The 17,571-nt window shown below is 52.1% G+C and carries 18 protein-coding genes; 2 read left to right on the forward strand and 16 right to left on the reverse strand.

All coding sequences use genetic code 11. The features are described 5' to 3' along the window. Positions 1-6 precede the first annotated feature (6 nt). Complete coding sequence (gene rsgA / locus AC0YOB_RS30265; protein ID WP_475795945.1) at positions 7-1,098, forward strand: ribosome small subunit-dependent GTPase A; 1,092 nt, start codon at positions 7-9, stop codon at positions 1,096-1,098. Positions 1,099-1,131: 33 nt separating this feature from the next. Here rsgA and AC0YOB_RS30270 read toward each other — a convergent pair whose 3' ends face one another. The 16 genes from AC0YOB_RS30270 to AC0YOB_RS30345 form a co-directional block, all read right to left on the reverse strand. Then, positions 1,132-1,713, reverse strand: a complete 582-nt coding sequence (locus AC0YOB_RS30270) for a hypothetical protein (protein WP_475795946.1) — start codon at positions 1,711-1,713, stop codon at positions 1,132-1,134. A gap of 156 nt (positions 1,714-1,869) precedes the next feature. Beyond that, positions 1,870-3,588 carry an ABC transporter ATP-binding protein gene (locus AC0YOB_RS30275; RefSeq protein ID WP_475795947.1) on the reverse strand — a complete coding sequence of 573 codons (1,719 nt, stop codon included), beginning with the start codon at positions 3,586-3,588 and terminating at the stop codon, positions 1,870-1,872. Between the two features lie 36 nt (positions 3,589-3,624). Further along, a complete protein-coding gene (locus AC0YOB_RS30280; RefSeq protein ID WP_475795948.1) occupies positions 3,625-4,656 on the reverse strand; it encodes a FecCD family ABC transporter permease in 1,032 nt (343 codons plus the stop codon). Next, the gene (locus AC0YOB_RS30285) at positions 4,657-5,712 is read right to left on the reverse strand and encodes a FecCD family ABC transporter permease (RefSeq protein WP_475795949.1); all 1,056 of its coding nucleotides are present in this window, start codon (positions 5,710-5,712) and stop codon (positions 4,657-4,659) included. It abuts the gene before it with no gap. A 229-nt stretch (positions 5,713-5,941) separates the two neighbouring features. Further along, entirely contained in the window at positions 5,942-6,187 is a 246-nt protein-coding gene (locus tag AC0YOB_RS30290) for a YezD family protein (RefSeq protein ID WP_475795950.1), read from the reverse strand. A 43-nt stretch (positions 6,188-6,230) separates the two neighbouring features. Next, positions 6,231-7,295: an ABC transporter ATP-binding protein gene (locus AC0YOB_RS30295; RefSeq protein ID WP_475795951.1), complete on the reverse strand. Its 1,065-nt coding sequence runs from the start codon at positions 7,293-7,295 to the stop codon at positions 6,231-6,233. Next, positions 7,292-8,179, reverse strand: coding sequence for a sulfate ABC transporter permease subunit CysW (gene cysW, locus AC0YOB_RS30300; protein ID WP_475795952.1), 888 nt, complete (start codon positions 8,177-8,179; stop codon positions 7,292-7,294). Before cysW ends, AC0YOB_RS30295 begins: the two co-directional genes overlap by 4 nt. A 13-nt stretch (positions 8,180-8,192) precedes the next feature. Further along, a complete protein-coding gene (gene cysT, locus AC0YOB_RS30305) occupies positions 8,193-9,038 on the reverse strand; it encodes a sulfate ABC transporter permease subunit CysT (RefSeq protein ID WP_210038420.1) in 846 nt (281 codons plus the stop codon). 25 nt (positions 9,039-9,063) lie between these two features. Next, positions 9,064-10,203: a sulfate ABC transporter substrate-binding protein gene (locus tag AC0YOB_RS30310; protein ID WP_475795953.1), complete on the reverse strand. Its 1,140-nt coding sequence runs from the start codon at positions 10,201-10,203 to the stop codon at positions 9,064-9,066. Between the two features lie 349 nt (positions 10,204-10,552). Continuing rightward, the gene (locus AC0YOB_RS30315; RefSeq protein WP_475795954.1) at positions 10,553-11,017 is read right to left on the reverse strand and encodes a hypothetical protein; all 465 of its coding nucleotides are present in this window, start codon (positions 11,015-11,017) and stop codon (positions 10,553-10,555) included. Between the two features lie 59 nt (positions 11,018-11,076). Continuing rightward, positions 11,077-12,315: a cation:proton antiporter gene (locus tag AC0YOB_RS30320; RefSeq protein ID WP_475795955.1), complete on the reverse strand. Its 1,239-nt coding sequence runs from the start codon at positions 12,313-12,315 to the stop codon at positions 11,077-11,079. Between the two features lie 4 nt (positions 12,316-12,319). Further along, the gene (locus AC0YOB_RS30325; protein ID WP_475795956.1) at positions 12,320-12,814 is read right to left on the reverse strand and encodes a cation:proton antiporter regulatory subunit; all 495 of its coding nucleotides are present in this window, start codon (positions 12,812-12,814) and stop codon (positions 12,320-12,322) included. 286 nt (positions 12,815-13,100) lie between these two features. Then, positions 13,101-13,463, reverse strand: coding sequence for a hypothetical protein (locus tag AC0YOB_RS30330; RefSeq protein WP_475795957.1), 363 nt, complete (start codon positions 13,461-13,463; stop codon positions 13,101-13,103). Positions 13,464-13,666: 203 nt separating this feature from the next. Beyond that, positions 13,667-14,620, reverse strand: a complete 954-nt coding sequence (gene dnaI / locus AC0YOB_RS30335) for a primosomal protein DnaI (RefSeq protein ID WP_210038560.1) — start codon at positions 14,618-14,620, stop codon at positions 13,667-13,669. Positions 14,621-14,645: 25 nt separating this feature from the next. Next, positions 14,646-16,196 (reverse strand): replication initiation and membrane attachment family protein, encoded by a 1,551-nt coding sequence (locus AC0YOB_RS30340; RefSeq protein WP_210038415.1) that lies wholly within the window; start codon positions 16,194-16,196, stop codon positions 14,646-14,648. 138 nt (positions 16,197-16,334) lie between these two features. Next, a complete protein-coding gene (locus AC0YOB_RS30345) occupies positions 16,335-16,640 on the reverse strand; it encodes a YuiB family protein (protein ID WP_379113955.1) in 306 nt (101 codons plus the stop codon). A gap of 173 nt (positions 16,641-16,813) precedes the next feature. Here AC0YOB_RS30345 and hemQ point away from each other — a divergent pair, with 173 nt between their 5' ends. Further along, positions 16,814-17,557, forward strand: coding sequence for a hydrogen peroxide-dependent heme synthase (hemQ, locus tag AC0YOB_RS30350; protein WP_475795958.1), 744 nt, complete (start codon positions 16,814-16,816; stop codon positions 17,555-17,557). Positions 17,558-17,571: the final 14 nt, after the last annotated feature.

Genomic DNA, 17,571 nt, shown 5'->3' on the forward strand with positions numbered 1-17,571 from the left:
ACCAATTTGAACCTGAATGAAAATGAACAAATGCAGGCATTTGGCTGGAATGAACATTGGCAGACACGATTCCTTGCCGATGAGTATAAGGAAATGATTCCAGCGCGCGTCATTGCGCAGTTCGCCAACCAGTACCGCGTTATTACGCAGCATGGCGAATGTATGGCTGCGGTAAGCGGCAAATTTCAGTTTGAGGCAACCAGGCGCAGCGACTTTCCTGGAGTGGGGGATTGGACAGCGGTCCAACCGCTCGCCGGTGAGAAGCGGGTCGTTATTCAAGCCGTTCTGCCCAGAACGACGGTGATGCTTCGAAAAGCGGCTGGAAGCATCCCCGAGGAGCAGGTCATTGGCGCCAATATCGATACGCTGCTGATCGTCAACGCTCTGAACGAGGATTTCAATATCCGCAAGATTGAGCGGTATTTGATTGTGGCCTGGGAGAGCGGCGCTGTTCCTGTCGTTCTGCTCACCAAAGCCGATTTATGCGATGACGTAGCCGTGAAGATTGCGGTTGTTGAAGCAGCGGCTCCCGGCGTATTTGTCCATGCGGTCAGCGCCCTGCAGGATATGGGAAGAGATGGGATTTCTCCCTACCTGCAGCCCGGCTGTACCGTTGCGCTGACCGGATCCTCCGGTGTAGGCAAGTCCACCCTGCTCAACTGGCTGGCCGGCGGGGATCTGCAGCGTGTCCAGGGCATCCGCGAGGATGATGCGCGCGGCCGCCATACGACCACTCACCGCGAATTATTTCCGCTGCCCGGCGGAGCCGTTATGATGGATACGCCCGGTATGCGGGAGCTCCAGCTGTGGGATGCCGGGGAAGGCAGACAGGAAGCATTTGCGGATATTGAAGCGGTAGCGGCTTCATGCCGGTTTCGCGATTGCCGGCATGAAGCCGAGGACGGCTGTGCCGTGAAGCAGGCTATCGCAGACGGGACGCTTGATGCGCGAAGATTCGCCAGCTACCGCAAAACAGGGCGCGAGCTCGAATACATGAACCGCAAGGAGCAAACGGTCAGCAAACGGCTCAAGAAAAGTGCAGAGAAGCGGCTGGGTACAAACAGCGACAGAAGAAAGTATAGCCAGCTGGATGAATAGGTCATTTCAAATCCGCACGCATTGTCGATTCCCTTAATCCGTATAAATCTCATATCCGGTCACGGTCTGAGCCTCATTCATATCAATAAGCAGCCATTGCCTGTTGAGACTGATGTAAGCTCCCTCCTGACCCAATTCATACACCATTTGGTTATCGGCTTGATAAGGAGAATTCGCATCGGGGAGACCGATCCGTTCAATGACCTCCGCCTTCGTTAAGCCTTGCAGCTCGTTGTGCCGGAGCAAATCGTCAACCATTCTGCCCCGGCTTTGCGGCTGGCTGACCCATATGTTGTAGTCAAAATGAGAGCGGCGCTCATTTCTCTCCAGCTTATATACGCATAGGGAAGCGATCAATGCGCCGATAATGACCGCGTTAATCATAAACGCCTTGGACATGTATCCAAGCAAGCCTTTCCTGTAGCAAATGATAACAAATAACACCCAGCAGGTCACAGGTATCAAAGCCAAAATCAGGCTTCCCGCCGAAAGCACAATGGCATAATAATCGATTCCAAAGTTCATAACCACATAAATCACAATATAAGCCATCATGCTGGATGCATAAACCATCCCCTGCCATATCGCAGGCACAGGCCGATCTCTCTTTTCCATAATCGTCCCCCCTTTATCTGCGGGCAGTTGATCTCCTGCTTATAAAGACGGAGTAAACCGGAAATAGTTACGCATTTTGGAAGAATCAGGGCTGGCTATCCCGATAAAAAAACCCGCTATGACTGCAATAGCAATCGTAGCGGATCCCATAATAGATCAGATGCTTCCAAACTGAGCCCGGTGAAGCCGGCTGTACACGCCGCCGGCGGTAACCAGCTCCTGATGGCGGCCCTGCTCGCTGATGCCTTCCTCCGTCACGACAACGATCCGGTCCGCATTCTTGATTGTCGCCAGGCGATGGGCAATGATCAGCGTGGTGCGGCCTTCCGATAACTCGGCCAGCGCCTGCTGAATCGCCATTTCCGTTTCGGTATCCAGAGCCGACGTCGCTTCGTCGAGAATCAGGATTGGCGGATTTTTGAGGAACATGCGGGCAATCGCCAGACGCTGCTTCTGACCGCCAGACAGCTTGACGCCGCGCTCCCCGATCATGGTATCCATCCCGTCAGGCTGAGAACGAATCAGCTCCTCCAGCTTCGCGCGCCTTGCAGCCTCCCAGACTTCCTCTTCGGAAGCACCCAGCTTGCCGTAAGATATATTATCCCGGATCGAGCCGTTAAACAGAAATACATCCTGCTGCACAATGCCGATCTGCCTGCGCAGCGATGCCAGCTTCATATCGCGGATATCGATGCCGTCAATGGAAATGCCGCCCGATTCGATTTCGTAGAAACGCGGGAGCAGGCTGCATAATGTTGTTTTGCCAGCACCTGAAGGTCCGACGAAAGCGATGGTTTCACCTGCGTTAATGTTCAGATCAATATTTTGCAGTACCCTGGCCTCATTCTCGTAGCCGAAGGTTACCTTGCTGAAACGGATCTCCCCCTGCAGATGCGCAACTTCAATGGCTCCTGGCGTATCCGCGACATCCGGGGCGGTTTCCAAAATTTCAATATAGCGTTTGAAGCCTGCAATACCCTTCGGGTAGGTTTCGATAACGGAATTGATTTTTTGAATCGGGCTCAGAAACACATTGGAGAGCAGCAGAAACGCGATAAATTCACCATAGGTGAGCTGCTCATGAAGAACGAACCAGGTTCCGCAGATCATTACGAACAAAGAGACCAGTCTCATCAGCAAATAGCTGACGGAGATGTTTTTCGCCATGATTTTGTACGACAGCAGCTTCGTCATCCGGTACCGTCCGTTATTGACGGCGAACTGCTCCTTCTCATACTCCTCGTTGGCGAAGGCTTGAACGACGCGGATCCCACCGACATTGTCTTCCACGCGGGCGTTGAAATCCGCTATGTCCGAAAACATCTGGCGGAAGGCGGACGTCATTTTGCGGTTAAAGTAAATCGCCAGATAGATCATCAAGGGCACGATAACGCATGTCAGCACAGCCAGCTTCCAGTTGATCAGCATCATCATAATGAAAGCCCCGATCAGGGTCATAACCGCGATGAACACATCCTCCGGCCCATGATGGGCCACTTCGCCGATTTCATTGAGATCATTGGTAATCCGCGACATCAGATGGCCTGTCTTGTTATTGTCGAAGAAACGGAAGGATAGCTTCTGAATATGATTAAACAGCTGCCTGCGCATATCGGTCTCGATATTGATGCCAAGCTTATGTCCCCAATATGTAACGACATATTGAAGCCCCGTATTCAGACAGTAGATGAACAGCAGCCCGAAGCAGGCTAGGACAATCAAGGTCCAGTCTCCGCTCGGCAGCAGTTTATCGATGAACTGATTGACGACAAGCGGGAATCCCAGCTCCAGCAGCCCCGCAACAACCGCACATGTAAAATCAAGAATAAACAATCCTTTATAAGGCCGATAGTAGGAAAAAAAACGACGCAGCATCTGAAAATGACCTCCTGATTCCTTGCTTGCAAATCGTTATGCTTTGGAACGGGCCAGCAAATAGAGAAAATATGGCGCCCCCAGGACGGCTACCACAATGCCCGTCGGGATTTCCGAGGGCTGCACAACTACACGGGCTACCGTGTCGGCTACGACAAGCAGCAGCGCACCGGCAAGCGCCGCGGTCGGCAGCAGCAGCTGGTGCTTGGGCCCGACAAGGCGGCGCGCCAGATGGGGAGCAACGAGTCCCACGAAGCCGATACCGCCGCTCACCGCGACGCAGGAACCTGCAAGACCTACCGCCGCGGCCAGCAGCAGCACACGCTCCTTCTCGACGGGAGTACCCAGGCCGGTTGCCATCTGGTCGCCCAGATTCAGCACATTAAGCACTCTGGCCTTCATAATGACATAAGGGAGCAGAACCACAATCCATGGCAGCAGGGCGAGAACAAATTTCCAGTTGGACCCCCAGATACTGCCTGCCATCCAGTTCGCCACGAACTGGTAGTTCTCCGGATCAAGCCGGAGGGTAAGCACGATCGTCACTGCGCTAATCCCTGCGGCAACCGCAATCCCCACCAGCAGGAGCCGTATGGGCGAGATGCCCTCATGCCTTTTAAAGGAAAGCGTATAGATTAAAGCGGCGGTTAAACCGGCCCCGAACAGGGCCAGAAAAGGCAGCATAAAGATGGGTGCAGCCGTTGTGCTCGGGAAAAACGAAATAAACAGCATGACCATAAGTCCCGCTCCGGCATTAATCCCCAGAATTCCCGGATCTGCCAGCGCATTCCGGGATAAGCCCTGCAGGATGCAGCCTGAAACAGCGAGCCCCACACCAACCAGAATCGAGATCACGATCCGGGGCAGGCGGAAATCAAAGAGAATCAGGCTTTGCTTCGCATCTCCTGCGCCAAACAAAGTCTTGAGAACCTGAATGGGCGTCAGGCGTGTATAACCTGTATTCATACTAATAATAAAAGTGGCGATTATCAATAACACAAATATAAAAATTACGAGAACGCCTCGTCTGTTCCGTGCTTGCTCATTGTTCAGATGGTTTGTTTTCATCTACAGTTCTCTCCTCTCTTTCCGGGCCAGATAGAGGAAGAACGGAACGCCGATCAAGGCGATCAAGGCGCCGATAGGCGTTTCATATGGCGGATTGATCATCCTCGCCGCAATATCCGCCAGTACGATAAGCAGACTCCCCAGCACGGCGGAGCAGGGAATGATCCAGCGGTAATCAACCCCTACCAGATAGCGCGTCAGATGCGGAATTATCAGTCCGACGAAGCTGACGGCCCCAACAGCCGAAACCGCGGCTCCAGCCAGTACAAGCACAATAATCATGGCGGCGAACTTTACCAAGCGTATGCGCTGGCCCAGGCTGGTGGCAATATCCTCGCCCAGACTGAGCAGCGTGATGGATCTGGACAGGATCATGGAACCAACCATTGCTGCTGCAATCCAGGGGAACATAATTTTAATCTGCGACCATTTGACTCCGGCTACACCGCCTGCCGTCCAGAACGCCAGATCCTGTCCGATTCTGAAGTAGAGGGCAATCCCCTCGCTCAAGGCGTACAGCAGGGCCGAGACTGCCGCACCTGCAAGAGCAAGTCTGACGGGCGTGAGCCCGTTCTTCGCCAGCGATCCAACGCCGAATACAAGCAGAGCGCCGACCCCGGCACCAAGGAAGGAATAGAGGATAAGGCTCATATAGGACATGCCCGGAAAGAAAGCGAAGCATAAGGCAAGCACGAAGCCCGCTCCCGCGTTGAGACCGAGCAGACCCGAATCGGCCAGCGGATTGCGGGTCATGCCCTGCATAAGGGCTCCGGAAATGGCGAAACAGGCTCCGACCATGGCCCCCATAATCGCGCGCGGCAGCCGAAGCTCCTGAATAATCTGATGAGGCGTCAAATCGGGATTGAAATGAAAGATCGCATTCCATACGGTAGCCAGCTTAATATCGGCTGCCCCGACAGAAACGGAGAGCGCCAGACTGAATGCCAGGGCGATAATCCCAGCAATCAGGATGACGGAAGCTGCCAGCGGTCTTGTGCGAATTTTGGTTTCTGTGGTATCGGCGGTTTTCTGGGGGGATGTTGTCGAATTCGTCATTACAGGTCAGCCTGCTCCTTTTTTATGTACATCCTGCACATATCATGATAGTGATAATCATTATCAACAATCATAACGTGATTGCTCCAGCAATTCAATAGTTTACATGGATTTTTTTCTGTCATTCTCTCAAATTAAAATTCGCTGGACATGAAAAGACCCCTGCTGCTCCTTTTGCAAAGAGTAAGCACGGGCCTATAGAGTTCATACATCCGGATTCGCTCATCAGTTAACCGTTCACAGCCTTCAGCTTGTCACTGCTGTTCTGCTGCTGTGATTGCTGCTGTTGTGGCTGCTGCGTCTGTCCTGTCTGCTGCTTCGCGCTTGCGGCATCAAACCTCCGCCGCTCGGTACGGTCGATCTGTACGACACGGCCGTCATGCACAGTGATGAGAACCGAACCATATTCCAAGCCGTTCACCTGTGCTGAAATGCGGTCCAGCCACTCCTGGTCAAGTACGATAGGCTTTGCCATTATCCATTCCTCCTAATTCTTTTATACAATCAACTGCCGGCCGTTAAATATGAACCGGCAGCGGATCAATTTTAAGCGGATTCTCCACCATGACGGCTGAATGCTCCGAAACGACATATAAACGGTGGATGAGAACAGATACTTCATCTCCGGGCTGCAGCGGCTCCTGATCCAGCGAACGATGAGCAAGCAGCCGGTTGCCGCCAACCTGTATTTCAAGCTCCAGATGCGCCCCGCGGAAGAAAACATGGCGCACATTTCCTGTCTCCGCCGCGGAAGGAAAAGCGATCTCGCGCTCATATCCGACCTCTACGAATTCCGGGCGGACAATGGCGCGGGAGCCTTCCGGAACCTGCGCCAAATTAAAGCCCCTCAGCAGCGCAGGCTGCTCCACCAAGGTGGAATGCCCGATAAATCCGGCAACAAAAGCAGTCTGCGGGTTCGTATAGATATCGATTGGCGAGCCCTGCTGCTCCAGCTTTCCCTGCTGTACGATCAGCATCTCATCGGCCACCTCGACAGCCTCATCCTGATCATGTGTAACGAAGATCGATGTGATGCCTAGAGTGTTTATCAGCTGCTTGAGCCAGGTGCGCAGTTCCTTGCGCACCTTGGCGTCAATCGCCGCGAAGGGTTCATCGAGCAGCAGCAGCTCCGGCCGCGGGGCCAATGCGCGGGCGAATGCCACCCGCTGCCTCTGGCCCCCTGACAATTGATGGGGATACCGTTTCTCGAAGCCACGGAGTCCCGTCAGATCCAGAAGCTCATTGACGCGGCTCTTGATCTGAGTCTTATCGGAACGGCCGATCGTGAGCCCGAACGCAATATTGTCAAACACCGTCATATGCTTGAACAATGCATAGTTCTGAAAGACAAAGCCGATTCCCCGGTTCTGCGGCGCGACGTCATTGACCCGCTGTCCGTTGATGAAGATGTCGCCGGAATCCGGCGTCTCAAGTCCTGCCAGCATGCGCAGCAGCGTTGATTTGCCGCCGCCGCTTGGTCCAAGCAGACCGATCAGCTTGCCGCGGTTGATCGAGAAGCTGACATTCGATACAGCCTCATAAGAGCCGAAGGTTTTGGTTAAATGGCGGACTTCAATATTCATATCGTACCCTCCCCATCGGACTGCTCTCTGGCTGCTCTCCATTCAATGAAGCTCTTCACGACCAGCGTGACCAGCGCAAGGAGGAGCAGCAGAGACGCAACTGCAAAGGACGCCGAGAAGTGGTACTCATTATACAAAATTTCAATATGCAGCGGCAGCGTATTGGTCTCGCCCCGTATATGGCCGGACACGACGGAAACCGCTCCGAATTCGCCCATCGCTCTGGCATTGCAGAGAATGATGCCATACAGCAGCCCCCACTTGATATTGGGCAGCGTAATGCGCCAGAAGATCTGCCAGCCTTTGGCCCCGAGACTCGCCGCCGCTTCCTCCTCCTGCACGCCTTGAGCCTGCATAAGCGGAATCAGCTCTCTGGCCACGAAGGGAAAGGTGACGAACGTTGTCGCAAGAACGATACCCGGCAGCGCGAATATAATCTGCAGGTTATGATCGTCCAGCCAGGGACCGAACCATCCCCTGGCTCCAAACAGCAGGACGAAGATCAATCCGGAAATAACCGGGGAAATCGCAAAGGGCAAATCGATCAGCGTAATCAGCACATTTTTCCCGCGGAAACGGAACTTGCTGATAGCCCATGCCGCAGCGATGCCGAATATCGTGTTAAGCGGTACGGCAATGAGCGCCGTTAAGACGGTCAGCCTGATCGCCGACAAGGCGTCCGGATCATTGATGGAAGCGAAATACACTCCGGCGCCTTTTTTGAAGGCCTCAACAAATATCGTGACCAGCGGCAGCAGAACAATAAGAGCCAGAAACAATAATGCGATGCTGATCAGGATCCACCGGACAACCGGCGGCTCGTTGATATGCTTCGGACGAACGGACGCTTTATCCGACAAATGCGCGGTAACGACTCCTGCCATTTTCCCATCCCCCTTATGCTGCCGTAACGTGGCGGTTGCTGCGCCACTGCAGGTAGTTGATCAGCAGCAGCAGCAGGAACGAGGCGACGAGCATCACCAGTGCAATTGCGGTTGCTCCTGTATAATCATGCTGCTCCAGCTTCGTCATGATCAGAAGCGGCGCGATTTCGGTCTTGAGCGGCATATTGCCGGAGATGAATACGACCGACCCATATTCCCCGATGCCTCTTGCAAATGCCAGCGCAAAGCCCGTCAGCATCGGCGGCACCAATTCAGGCAATATGATCCTTCTGAAGGTTCTGAATCGGTGGGCGCCCAGCATTACGGCCGCCTCCTCCGTATCCTTCTCCATATCCTGCAATACCGGCTGAACGGTTCTGACGACAAAGGGCAAGCCAATGAAGATCAGCGCAATCGTAATACCGATCGGCGTGTAGGCCACCTTAATGCCCAAAGGCCCAAGGAGAGAGCCGATCCAGCCGTTCGGAGCATAGATCGTGGTCAGAGCGATGCCCGCAACAGCGGTCGGCAGGGCGAACGGAAGATCCAGGAGGCTGTCGATCAGCTTTTTTCCCGGAAAACGATACCGTACCAGCACCCAGGCCACAAGCAGGCCAAAAACAAGATTAATCAGGGCTGCGAAAAAAGCGGTGAAGAAGCTGATCTTATAGGAAGCAACCACCCTTGGATTCGTCACCGTTTGCCAGAACTCGCCCAAGCTTAGACCCGAAGTCTTGATAAAGATGCTCGCCAGCGGAATCAGCACAATAATGCTTAAGTAAAGGATCGTGAAGCCGAGCGATAGTCCAAAGCCCGGCAGCACGCTTCTCGATTTCGTTCTTCTCCTGGAACCTTTCATGTGAAGTCAGCTCCTGTCATGCGGCTTATGAGCCCGGTGTATATATTTGATCGAATACACCGCCGTCGGCAAAATATTTCTTCTGTGCTTCATCCCATCCGCCGAAATCGTTGTCGATCGTCAGCATTTCAATTGCAGGGAAATTATCCTTGAACTGCTCGGCAACGGAAGCCATGCGAGGGCGATAGTAGTTCTCGGCAACCAGCTTCTGAGCCTCTTCGGTGTACAGATATTTCAGATAGGCCTCCGATACTTCGCGTGTTCCGTGGTCATCGACTACTTTGTCTACGATGGCGACCGGCGGTTCGGCCAGAATACTGAGAGATGGATAGACGATTTCGAATTTGTCATCGCCGAATTCTTTTTTGGAGAGCTGCGCTTCATTCTCCCAGGCCAGCAGAACGTCTCCGATTTCGCGCTCAACGAAGGTTGTGGTCGATCCGCGGGCGCCGGAATCCAATACCGGAACATTTTTGAACAATTTGGTTACGAATTCCTTCGCTTTGGCTTCATCGCCATTGTTTTGTTTCAGCGCATAGCCCCATGCTGCAAGGAAGTTCCAGCGTGCGCCACCGCTTGTTTTCGGGTTCGGTGTGATAACGGAGACGCCGTCCTTAACAAGATCGTTCCAATCCTTGATCCCCTTCGGGTTGCCTTTGCGAACCAGGAATACAATCGTGGAGGTGTATGGTGAGCTGTTTTCTTCGAATTCCTTCTGCCAGTCGGGCTGGATGAGTCCGGCACCCTGAATAGCGGTAATATCATAGCCAAGAGCAAGTGTAACGACATCGGCTTTCAGCCCATCGACTACGGAGCGGCTTTGTGTGCCTGAACCGCCATGCGACTGCTTGATCGTCACGACCTGGCCGGTTTCCTGTTTCCAGTGATCGGCGAATAATTTATTATAAGCTTCATAAAGCTCGCGGGTAGGGTCGTAGGAGACATTCAATAATTCTACAGGCTCTTTGGGCTCAGCAGCCGCGGTGTCTGTATTGCCAGGAGCTGCGCTCGTGTTGTCAGGGGTATTTGCTGCCGGAGTGTTTGTATTATTCTCTGTATTCCCCGTGTTGGAGTTGCCTCCGCAGCCAGCCAGCGCAACCGCCAGAATGACCAAAATAAATAATAGCTGTACCGGTAAACGTTTTTTCTTTGTCATGTTCGTCATGTTAAAGCACTCCCCTTGGTTTCAAACTGACAGATAAATGAAAAAGGCGTTTCACTCCGGTTGTTCCGGTCGCAAAATCAAATCTATTCCTACCTGTTTAGTTGGTTATGAATGAAATGATAACAACGGACACCCTTATGTGTCAAGACTAATTTTCTGTTCTTCTGATATGATCGATAATATTTGCTTATACCTGTCTAAGCGTCCAAACTTTTGGTTCCCTGCCCTAATGGAAACGAAAAAAGACTTCAATACCTGATTAATGGGTAATTGAAGTCTCTTCTGGATCATGAAGTTATGGAAGGCTCCAGAATCCTGCGCGCTTGTTCTCAAGTATTCAGACGGGAGCCTAACGCAAATCCTGACGTTCTCCCCTCTTCCATTCATAAACCGGGACGACCCCGCACTCAGCTGCCGAATCAATGGAATACACAAGATCCTTCAGCGTTCTCTCCTCCAGCCGGTAAATCACCAGTTTCATCCGCTGTATGCTTTGATCCCCCCCGCTGTCCATAGGAATTCGGATCACTTCGCGTCCAACCGCCTCCATAATGGCATCCTCAATCTCATTGGCGCGGCTGCTTCTGATCCACATCATACGGGTATACATGGAACGATGCGAACGCGGATAGGACAGCAGGAATACTACCGTGAACAACAATGCCCAGCCAGGATCAAAAAACATTATCTGCAGCTTTGCTGTTATGGCCGTTATACTGATGAATATTCCCATGGCGGCGGCAGTCAGCTGAATGTTGTCCTGCCGGATGGTCTTTTTTTCCCCGCATCTCATCGTTACCGTCTCATGTCTCATTCTTGTTTCCTCCCTATTAAGGTGGTTAAGAAAAATGTTCACACGGGCAGATTGAAAGATTAACGTGATTGCGTGGTTCTTTTCTTGGTTCTTTCTTTACCCAGGCGAATGCCGAATAGCTTAAACGTCCGTTCCAGCAGGCCGTATATCCATTTGGTTTCTTTCGTCAGCAGCGGTCCCAGAACCGCTAATATCAGCACATATAACGCTGCGAACGGCTGCAGGATGGGCAGCAGTCCCCCTGCCTTCGCCAGATTCGCCATTATAATAGAAAACTCGCCGCGCGCCACAATCGTAAGACCGATATTCACCGAGGCCTTGGGTGAGAGTCCCGCGCTGTATCCCGCCCACATGCCGGCTGCGAAATTCCCGGCGAGCGTCACCAGAACCGCTCCCAGCGACAACCAGAATGCCCCGCCCAATGAGAGAGGATCAATCGTAAGACCGAAGCTGAAGAAGAAGATGGCGCCAAAGAAATCGCGGAAAGGCAAAATCATGTGCTCTATCCGCTTCATATGCTCCGTCTCCGCAAGCACCAGACCGACAAGCAGTGCGCCGATCGCTTCCGCCACATGGATCGTCTCGGAGAAACCCGCGACCAGGAACAGAATGGCGAAGATAACAAGCAGGAATACCTCGTTGGAGCGGATATTCAGCAGCTTGTTCAGCAGCGGAACCGCCTTGCGTCCCACCACCAATACAAGCAGCATAAAACCAAGCGCGATCAGGGCAGAGAGTGCAATGCCGCCGATTGAAGACGAGTCGCTGAGTACAAGGCCCGATAATATCGAAATATAAACCGCCAGAAAAATATCCTCGAACATAATAATTCCCAGAATCATTTCGGTCTCGGGGTTGGCCGTCCGTTTCAAATCGACCAGCACCTTGGCCACAATGGCGCTGGAGGAAATCGTCGTAATCCCGGCGATTATCAGCACCTCAAGAAGCGGCATACCCGCCGCCCAGCCAAACAGCAGACCAAGCGTAAAGTTGATCAGTATATAGATCGTTCCACCGATTGCAATCGATTTGCCCGATTTAACCAGGCGTCCCACGGAAAATTCAAGCCCCAGGTAAAACAGCAGAAACAGGACGCCGATACGCCCTAAAAATTCAATCAAGGGCGCACTTGAAATAAAGGTTAAATCAATATGCCAGAATTGAATGGCATGGGGGCCGACTGCCATACCTACCAAAATATAAAAAGGAATCACCGAGAACCGCAGCTTCGCAGACAATAATCCCGCCGACGCAATGAGCGCAATCGCGACTCCTACCTCAAATACCAGATGGTTCATAGGTTCATTCACATCCATTCTTTATCATTTTTTTGAATAATTTCTGCTGCCCCCTCTCTCCTGCCACAACGAGCATGGATTCGGCTTGAAGTACGATATCCGGTCCGGGATTCACATATTTTGCACGGTTTTTCCCGACGATTGCAAGGATGGTTGCACCCGAGTTCTGGCGCACGTTCAGTTCACCTATCGATTTGCCAACACATTTGTGGTCGTGCTCTATCCGGTACCATTCAATGATCAGATCATCCAATGCCATTTCCATCGTCTCGACTGCTGTCGGCTTATAAGTCACCCCGCCGATGATCGCCGCAACCAGTCGCGCTTCGTCATCATCGAGCGTTATCAGGGAATGCGCTTCATCCCTATTTCCACCTTGAAAATGGTAACATTCTCTTCTTCCGTCATCGTGCACGATAATAATCATTTGATCTCCGTCACGGGTGGACAATTGAAATTTCTTCCCTATACCGGGAAGATCGGTTTCACGTATATTCATAATCGATGGGCCCCTCCTGTTAATTTGATCAAAATGCTTATCGGAAAGCGGCACTCTTGCCGCTGAATGTTATGGTCCTGGTTTTGGGCATGAGCAAACACGCCCCCGGTCACCGTTTTTTAATAAACGGACAAGCAAAGGGAAGAAATTGCTTCCTGTGAAATGGAGTGATTTCCGGGCACAGCAAATAATACGGCATGATGCAGCCATTTTTTTAACATGTTGGACACTGATTGAACAGGCTGAAGAATTCCATCGTTAATAGGGGGATATACTTGGGGCTGCCTTACGCAATAAGCGATGTCTTTTTGATGGGGAACTGCAGCATGCGGGTTAAATATCGAGCAATCAGAGGGTGGAAGGAGACATGTGTCCCGAGGGGTACGCGAACGGTCGATTTGAGGAACAAGCTCACAGCAAAGAACAAGGCGGATACAAGCGCAGAAAGACGCATTTTCTCCCCTAAGGAGATATGATTATGGCTGACCGAGATCCGGTTTGTTTTATTCTCCATGCCTGCGGATACAACTGTTCGCGTCGTTTCCCCTGCCGTGGATTCCGTGATGGTGGTAGGCATTGAAAAAATGGTGAAAATAACGAGGAAAATTAGTGAAATCCAGCGTTTCATCGAGATATATTGAGAGAACATACAACTTCACCTCCTTTTATTCAGAATACAGCGTAATTATAGCATAAATCAGTCAAATTTTCAAATTTTGAAGCTTTATTGATATTGATAACTTTTCAAAACTATGCTATATATTTTTCTTATTATCGACAGGTTGTGCCGCCTGATATCACTATAATAAAAAGCCGGAAAACGGTTTGGCCCGCTTTCCGGCTTACTTAGATTTATTTTGCCCGCTTGTTATGGCCCTTGACATGAACAATTTGAACATAATGCCTGATCCGGTCCATGATCCGCTGTCCCTTATGCAGCTCATCGCCATCCTTGTTGGTGAAGCTGAAATGCTGCTCCAGCGCGTCCAGATTATAATTGGAGGTATAGAAAGTCGGCTTTCTGTCCATCCGGTAGTTGAGAATAGCCCCCATCACATGGTCCCTGACCCATGGATTCAGATTCTCCGCCCCGATATCATCGAAGATCAGCAGGTCCGTCTCCTTCATCACGTCGACCGTTTCCTTGAGCTTGCCGGGCTCATGCATCAGCGACTTCAAATCCTCGACAAATTCAGGCATATAGACGATGACTCCGGAGTAGCCCGCCTTGGCCAGCTCATACAGCATGTAGCACATGAGAAAGGTTTTCCCGGTGCCGAACATGCCTGCCAAATATAATCCTTCTTTCTGCAGACCCTGCTCCTTGGTCAGATCGATATATTTCATCAGCTGGCCGACAGCTTTCATCCGCTCCAGATCATTGGTTAGTATCTCGTCAGCGGAGTAGCCGCGCGACAAGGCTGTCTGGTCCACATAGAAGCTGCGGACCCGGCTGCGGATCAAATCCTGGCTTTGCTTCGCCAGCAGCTTCTTGCAGGTTACCTTGCGTTCGTTCAGCTGTACCAGATTCCCGGCTGTTTCGCAGGAAAGCAGTGTATAATGCCCTTCAAAATCGTTCGGGCAGCGTTCAAGTCCCGGGCAATTCGAGCAGTTCCGGTATTCCGTCGTATATTGATATACCTTGTTCAGGTTAAGCCGCAGCACCTCGCGGCTGAGCTCCGGATATTTGCTTTGCAGCCGCTGCACCAGAGGCTCCTCCAGCAGATCGTTCATCAACCGGTCCGCCTGCTGCAGCGCCTCATTTCCGCCGGGCCACTGGCCCAGCAGGTCGCCTAGCGATTCCATTGCCATTGTCTACTCACCTCTTCACTTACGTTTTGCCGTCCAGCTTCCGCGCAAGCTTCCGCATCTCCTCAAGCTCCTCTTGCGATATAGCCTCAGAATCCGGCGTGTCCTGAATAATCGATATCGAGGGCTTACGCCTTCCCCCTCCGCGTATCCCGGTCTGCGAACCGCCCCGTGCGCCGCCCGAAGGCGCGCCTGCGCCATTATCCCGCCTGCGTTCCTTGTCCGCTTCCAGCTTGATCTGCTCCTGCACGTAACGAACCGCCTTCTCGAATGAATCGACATGTTTCATCAGCATATTCGAAGCGACGGCGTCTATGTAGGTCTTCGTAACCCGCTGGGAATCGTTCATTCCCAGTACATAATGAATGAGGACATTAATGACTGATCCGTGCAGCCGATAATTCAGATCGATTACCTCAAAAACGCGAATAATCCATTCCGGCACCGCCCCGGGGAAGAAGCGGGCAATAAAGCGGGTATGCGGCTCATTACGCATCAGCATATTATATTGATGGATATCGCAGCGGCCTTCCAGCTGCACCGGCACTTCCATATAAAACTCTGCCAGGACGCCGATTTCATCCGGCGGCTCATCTCCAGCCGCATCGTCGCCCGTTTGTCTGCTTTGCTCCGTTTCTGCCGCCTCCGAGGGCTGGGAACGTCCGAAAATACGCTGACGCTCCTCATTGCGCTTGCGGTCCTGGCGGTACATCTGGTTCGCCCGCAGCTGCAGCTCATCGATCATCAGTTCGCCGCGCTGGCCGAACACATCGTCCTCATCCAGCAGCCTGCACAGATCTACCACAGTCAAGCCATATTTGTAGGCGATGTAGTTCAGCTGCGCCAGCTTCTCCTCATCTCCGCGCAGGCGCTCCACGAAGCCCCTGTTGGAGGAGTTGCGGGGGAATCTCATGATAATTTCCCCGTACTGGATGCCCGCCGTTTCCGGAGCGGCCTTGGGCTGCGCCTGCCGGGTCGGCGCCACTTCCGTAAGCGCCTGCTCCAGCTCCAGATCAATACCCTGTGTATTTAAACGAAACAGCTCGTAAAAGGGAACCGTCAAATTCTCTCTTTGCAGCTCCGTTCCCGCCAGCTCGTCCGCTTCCTTGGCGTAAAACGACTCGCGCAGAGCAATAACGGAATGCTTCCCGACCTTGTCGCGCAGCAGCATCGTCAGATGGGGACTTCCGAAAAACTCATCCGGCGACAAAGGCTTGATCAGCTCATATTCATATACCACATCGTCGTTGTCCACAACGCCCAGCTGAGAGGTTTGAAGAAGTCCGACCGCCTCCAGGCGAGAGGAGTGAATGACCAGTTCCTGGCGTCCGCGTTCATTCATATCCAGTCCCAGGCCCAGAAACAGCTTGCGCTGCGGCTCAAGGGGCGAATAGCCGACGCGATCGTCGGCTACCTGCTGATAGAGCTGTTGATAGAGACCTGCAGCAAATGCGCCGATCATCGGCTGATAGATCAGGCCGATCATTTTGCGATCCACCGCGCTCAGTGAAAAATCGCGAAAAATGTAATAGCGATGATGCTCCGTAAATTGATGTAAGCTTCCCATCCGCATTTTTTTCGACTCCATCCGAGTTATAGTGCGAGTTCAAAATCTTTTTGAACATCACTAGTAGACTTTCATTTATTTTAACACATCTAAGGACCGGTTTAGGGACGCTAAAAAAAGAAAATTCCCCCGAATGAGGGAATTCTAGAACATTTTATATCCGCCCCGCCGCAGCGCCCTGATCGTTGCACCGCTCACATAAGCGCCGATGAGCGCCCCGATTGCGGGCAGGATATCGACGAAGGTAAAGGCGGAAAAGTTGCCTGCAAACGACTTCGTATCATCCCAGGTCTGCCAGATAAAGATCGGAATGAGCACGATCACATACATGTAAATGGGAAACCATGTCGTCTTGAGCAGCATATTTAAAATGAATCCGATTCCGAACATCATTACAAGGAATAATACGGTTGCAATGACGAGCTGAAGAATATCCACATCTGTGTTCATATAAGTCGTCTTCCCCTTTCGCTACGATTAGTGTAGTAGATGGCCCGCAGGAAGTCAATTTGATTCGCCATGTTGTCACAAGTCCGTCATTTGCGCTCCTTTGATGCGGTACGATACAATGAACACGACTATTTATTGAAGTTATAGACAACCTTTGAGGGAGTGGATAGACGATGAGTGAAGTAGCCCAAACGCTGGAAGGCTGGTATGCGCTGCATGATTTCCGTTCGATCGACTGGACGGCCTGGGAAGCTGCGGATGAGAGCGTGCGCCAAGTGGCAATGGACGAGCTGCATTCGTATATGAAGGAATGGCAGGCTCTGGAGGATGCCCAAACAGGCAGCACCGCTTTCTATTCCGTTATCGGACAGAAGGCCGATCTGGTATTTATGCATCTCCGCGAGACGCTGGAAGAGCTGAACACTATTGAGACGGCGTTCAACAAATCAATTTTTGCCCAGTTTACGTACCCTGCGTATTCGTATGTCAGCGTTGTCGAGCTGAGCAACTACATGGCGCCTCCGGGCACTGATCCTATGCAAAATCCTGACATTATGGCGCGCCTCAAGCCCATTCTGCCCAAATGGAACCACATCTGCTTCTATCCGATGAACAAACGCCGCGAAGGCAATGACAACTGGTACATGCTTGGCATGGATGAGCGGCGCACGATGATGCGCAGCCATGGCATGATCGGCCGCCAGTACGCCGGGAAGGTCAAGCAGATCATTACCGGTTCTGTCGGCTTCGACAACTGGGAATGGGGTGTGACGCTGTTCGCGGAAGATCCGCTGCAGTTCAAGAAGCTGGTCTACGAAATGCGTTTCGACGAGGTCAGCGCGCGCTACGGCGACTTTGGCGATTTCTATGTCGGCAACCTGCTCACTGAAGAAAAACTGGGCCAGCTGCTCAAATAGCGGCCAGAGGAGCG

The sequence above is a fragment of the Paenibacillus sp. JT31N17 genome, from assembly GCF_056269255.1.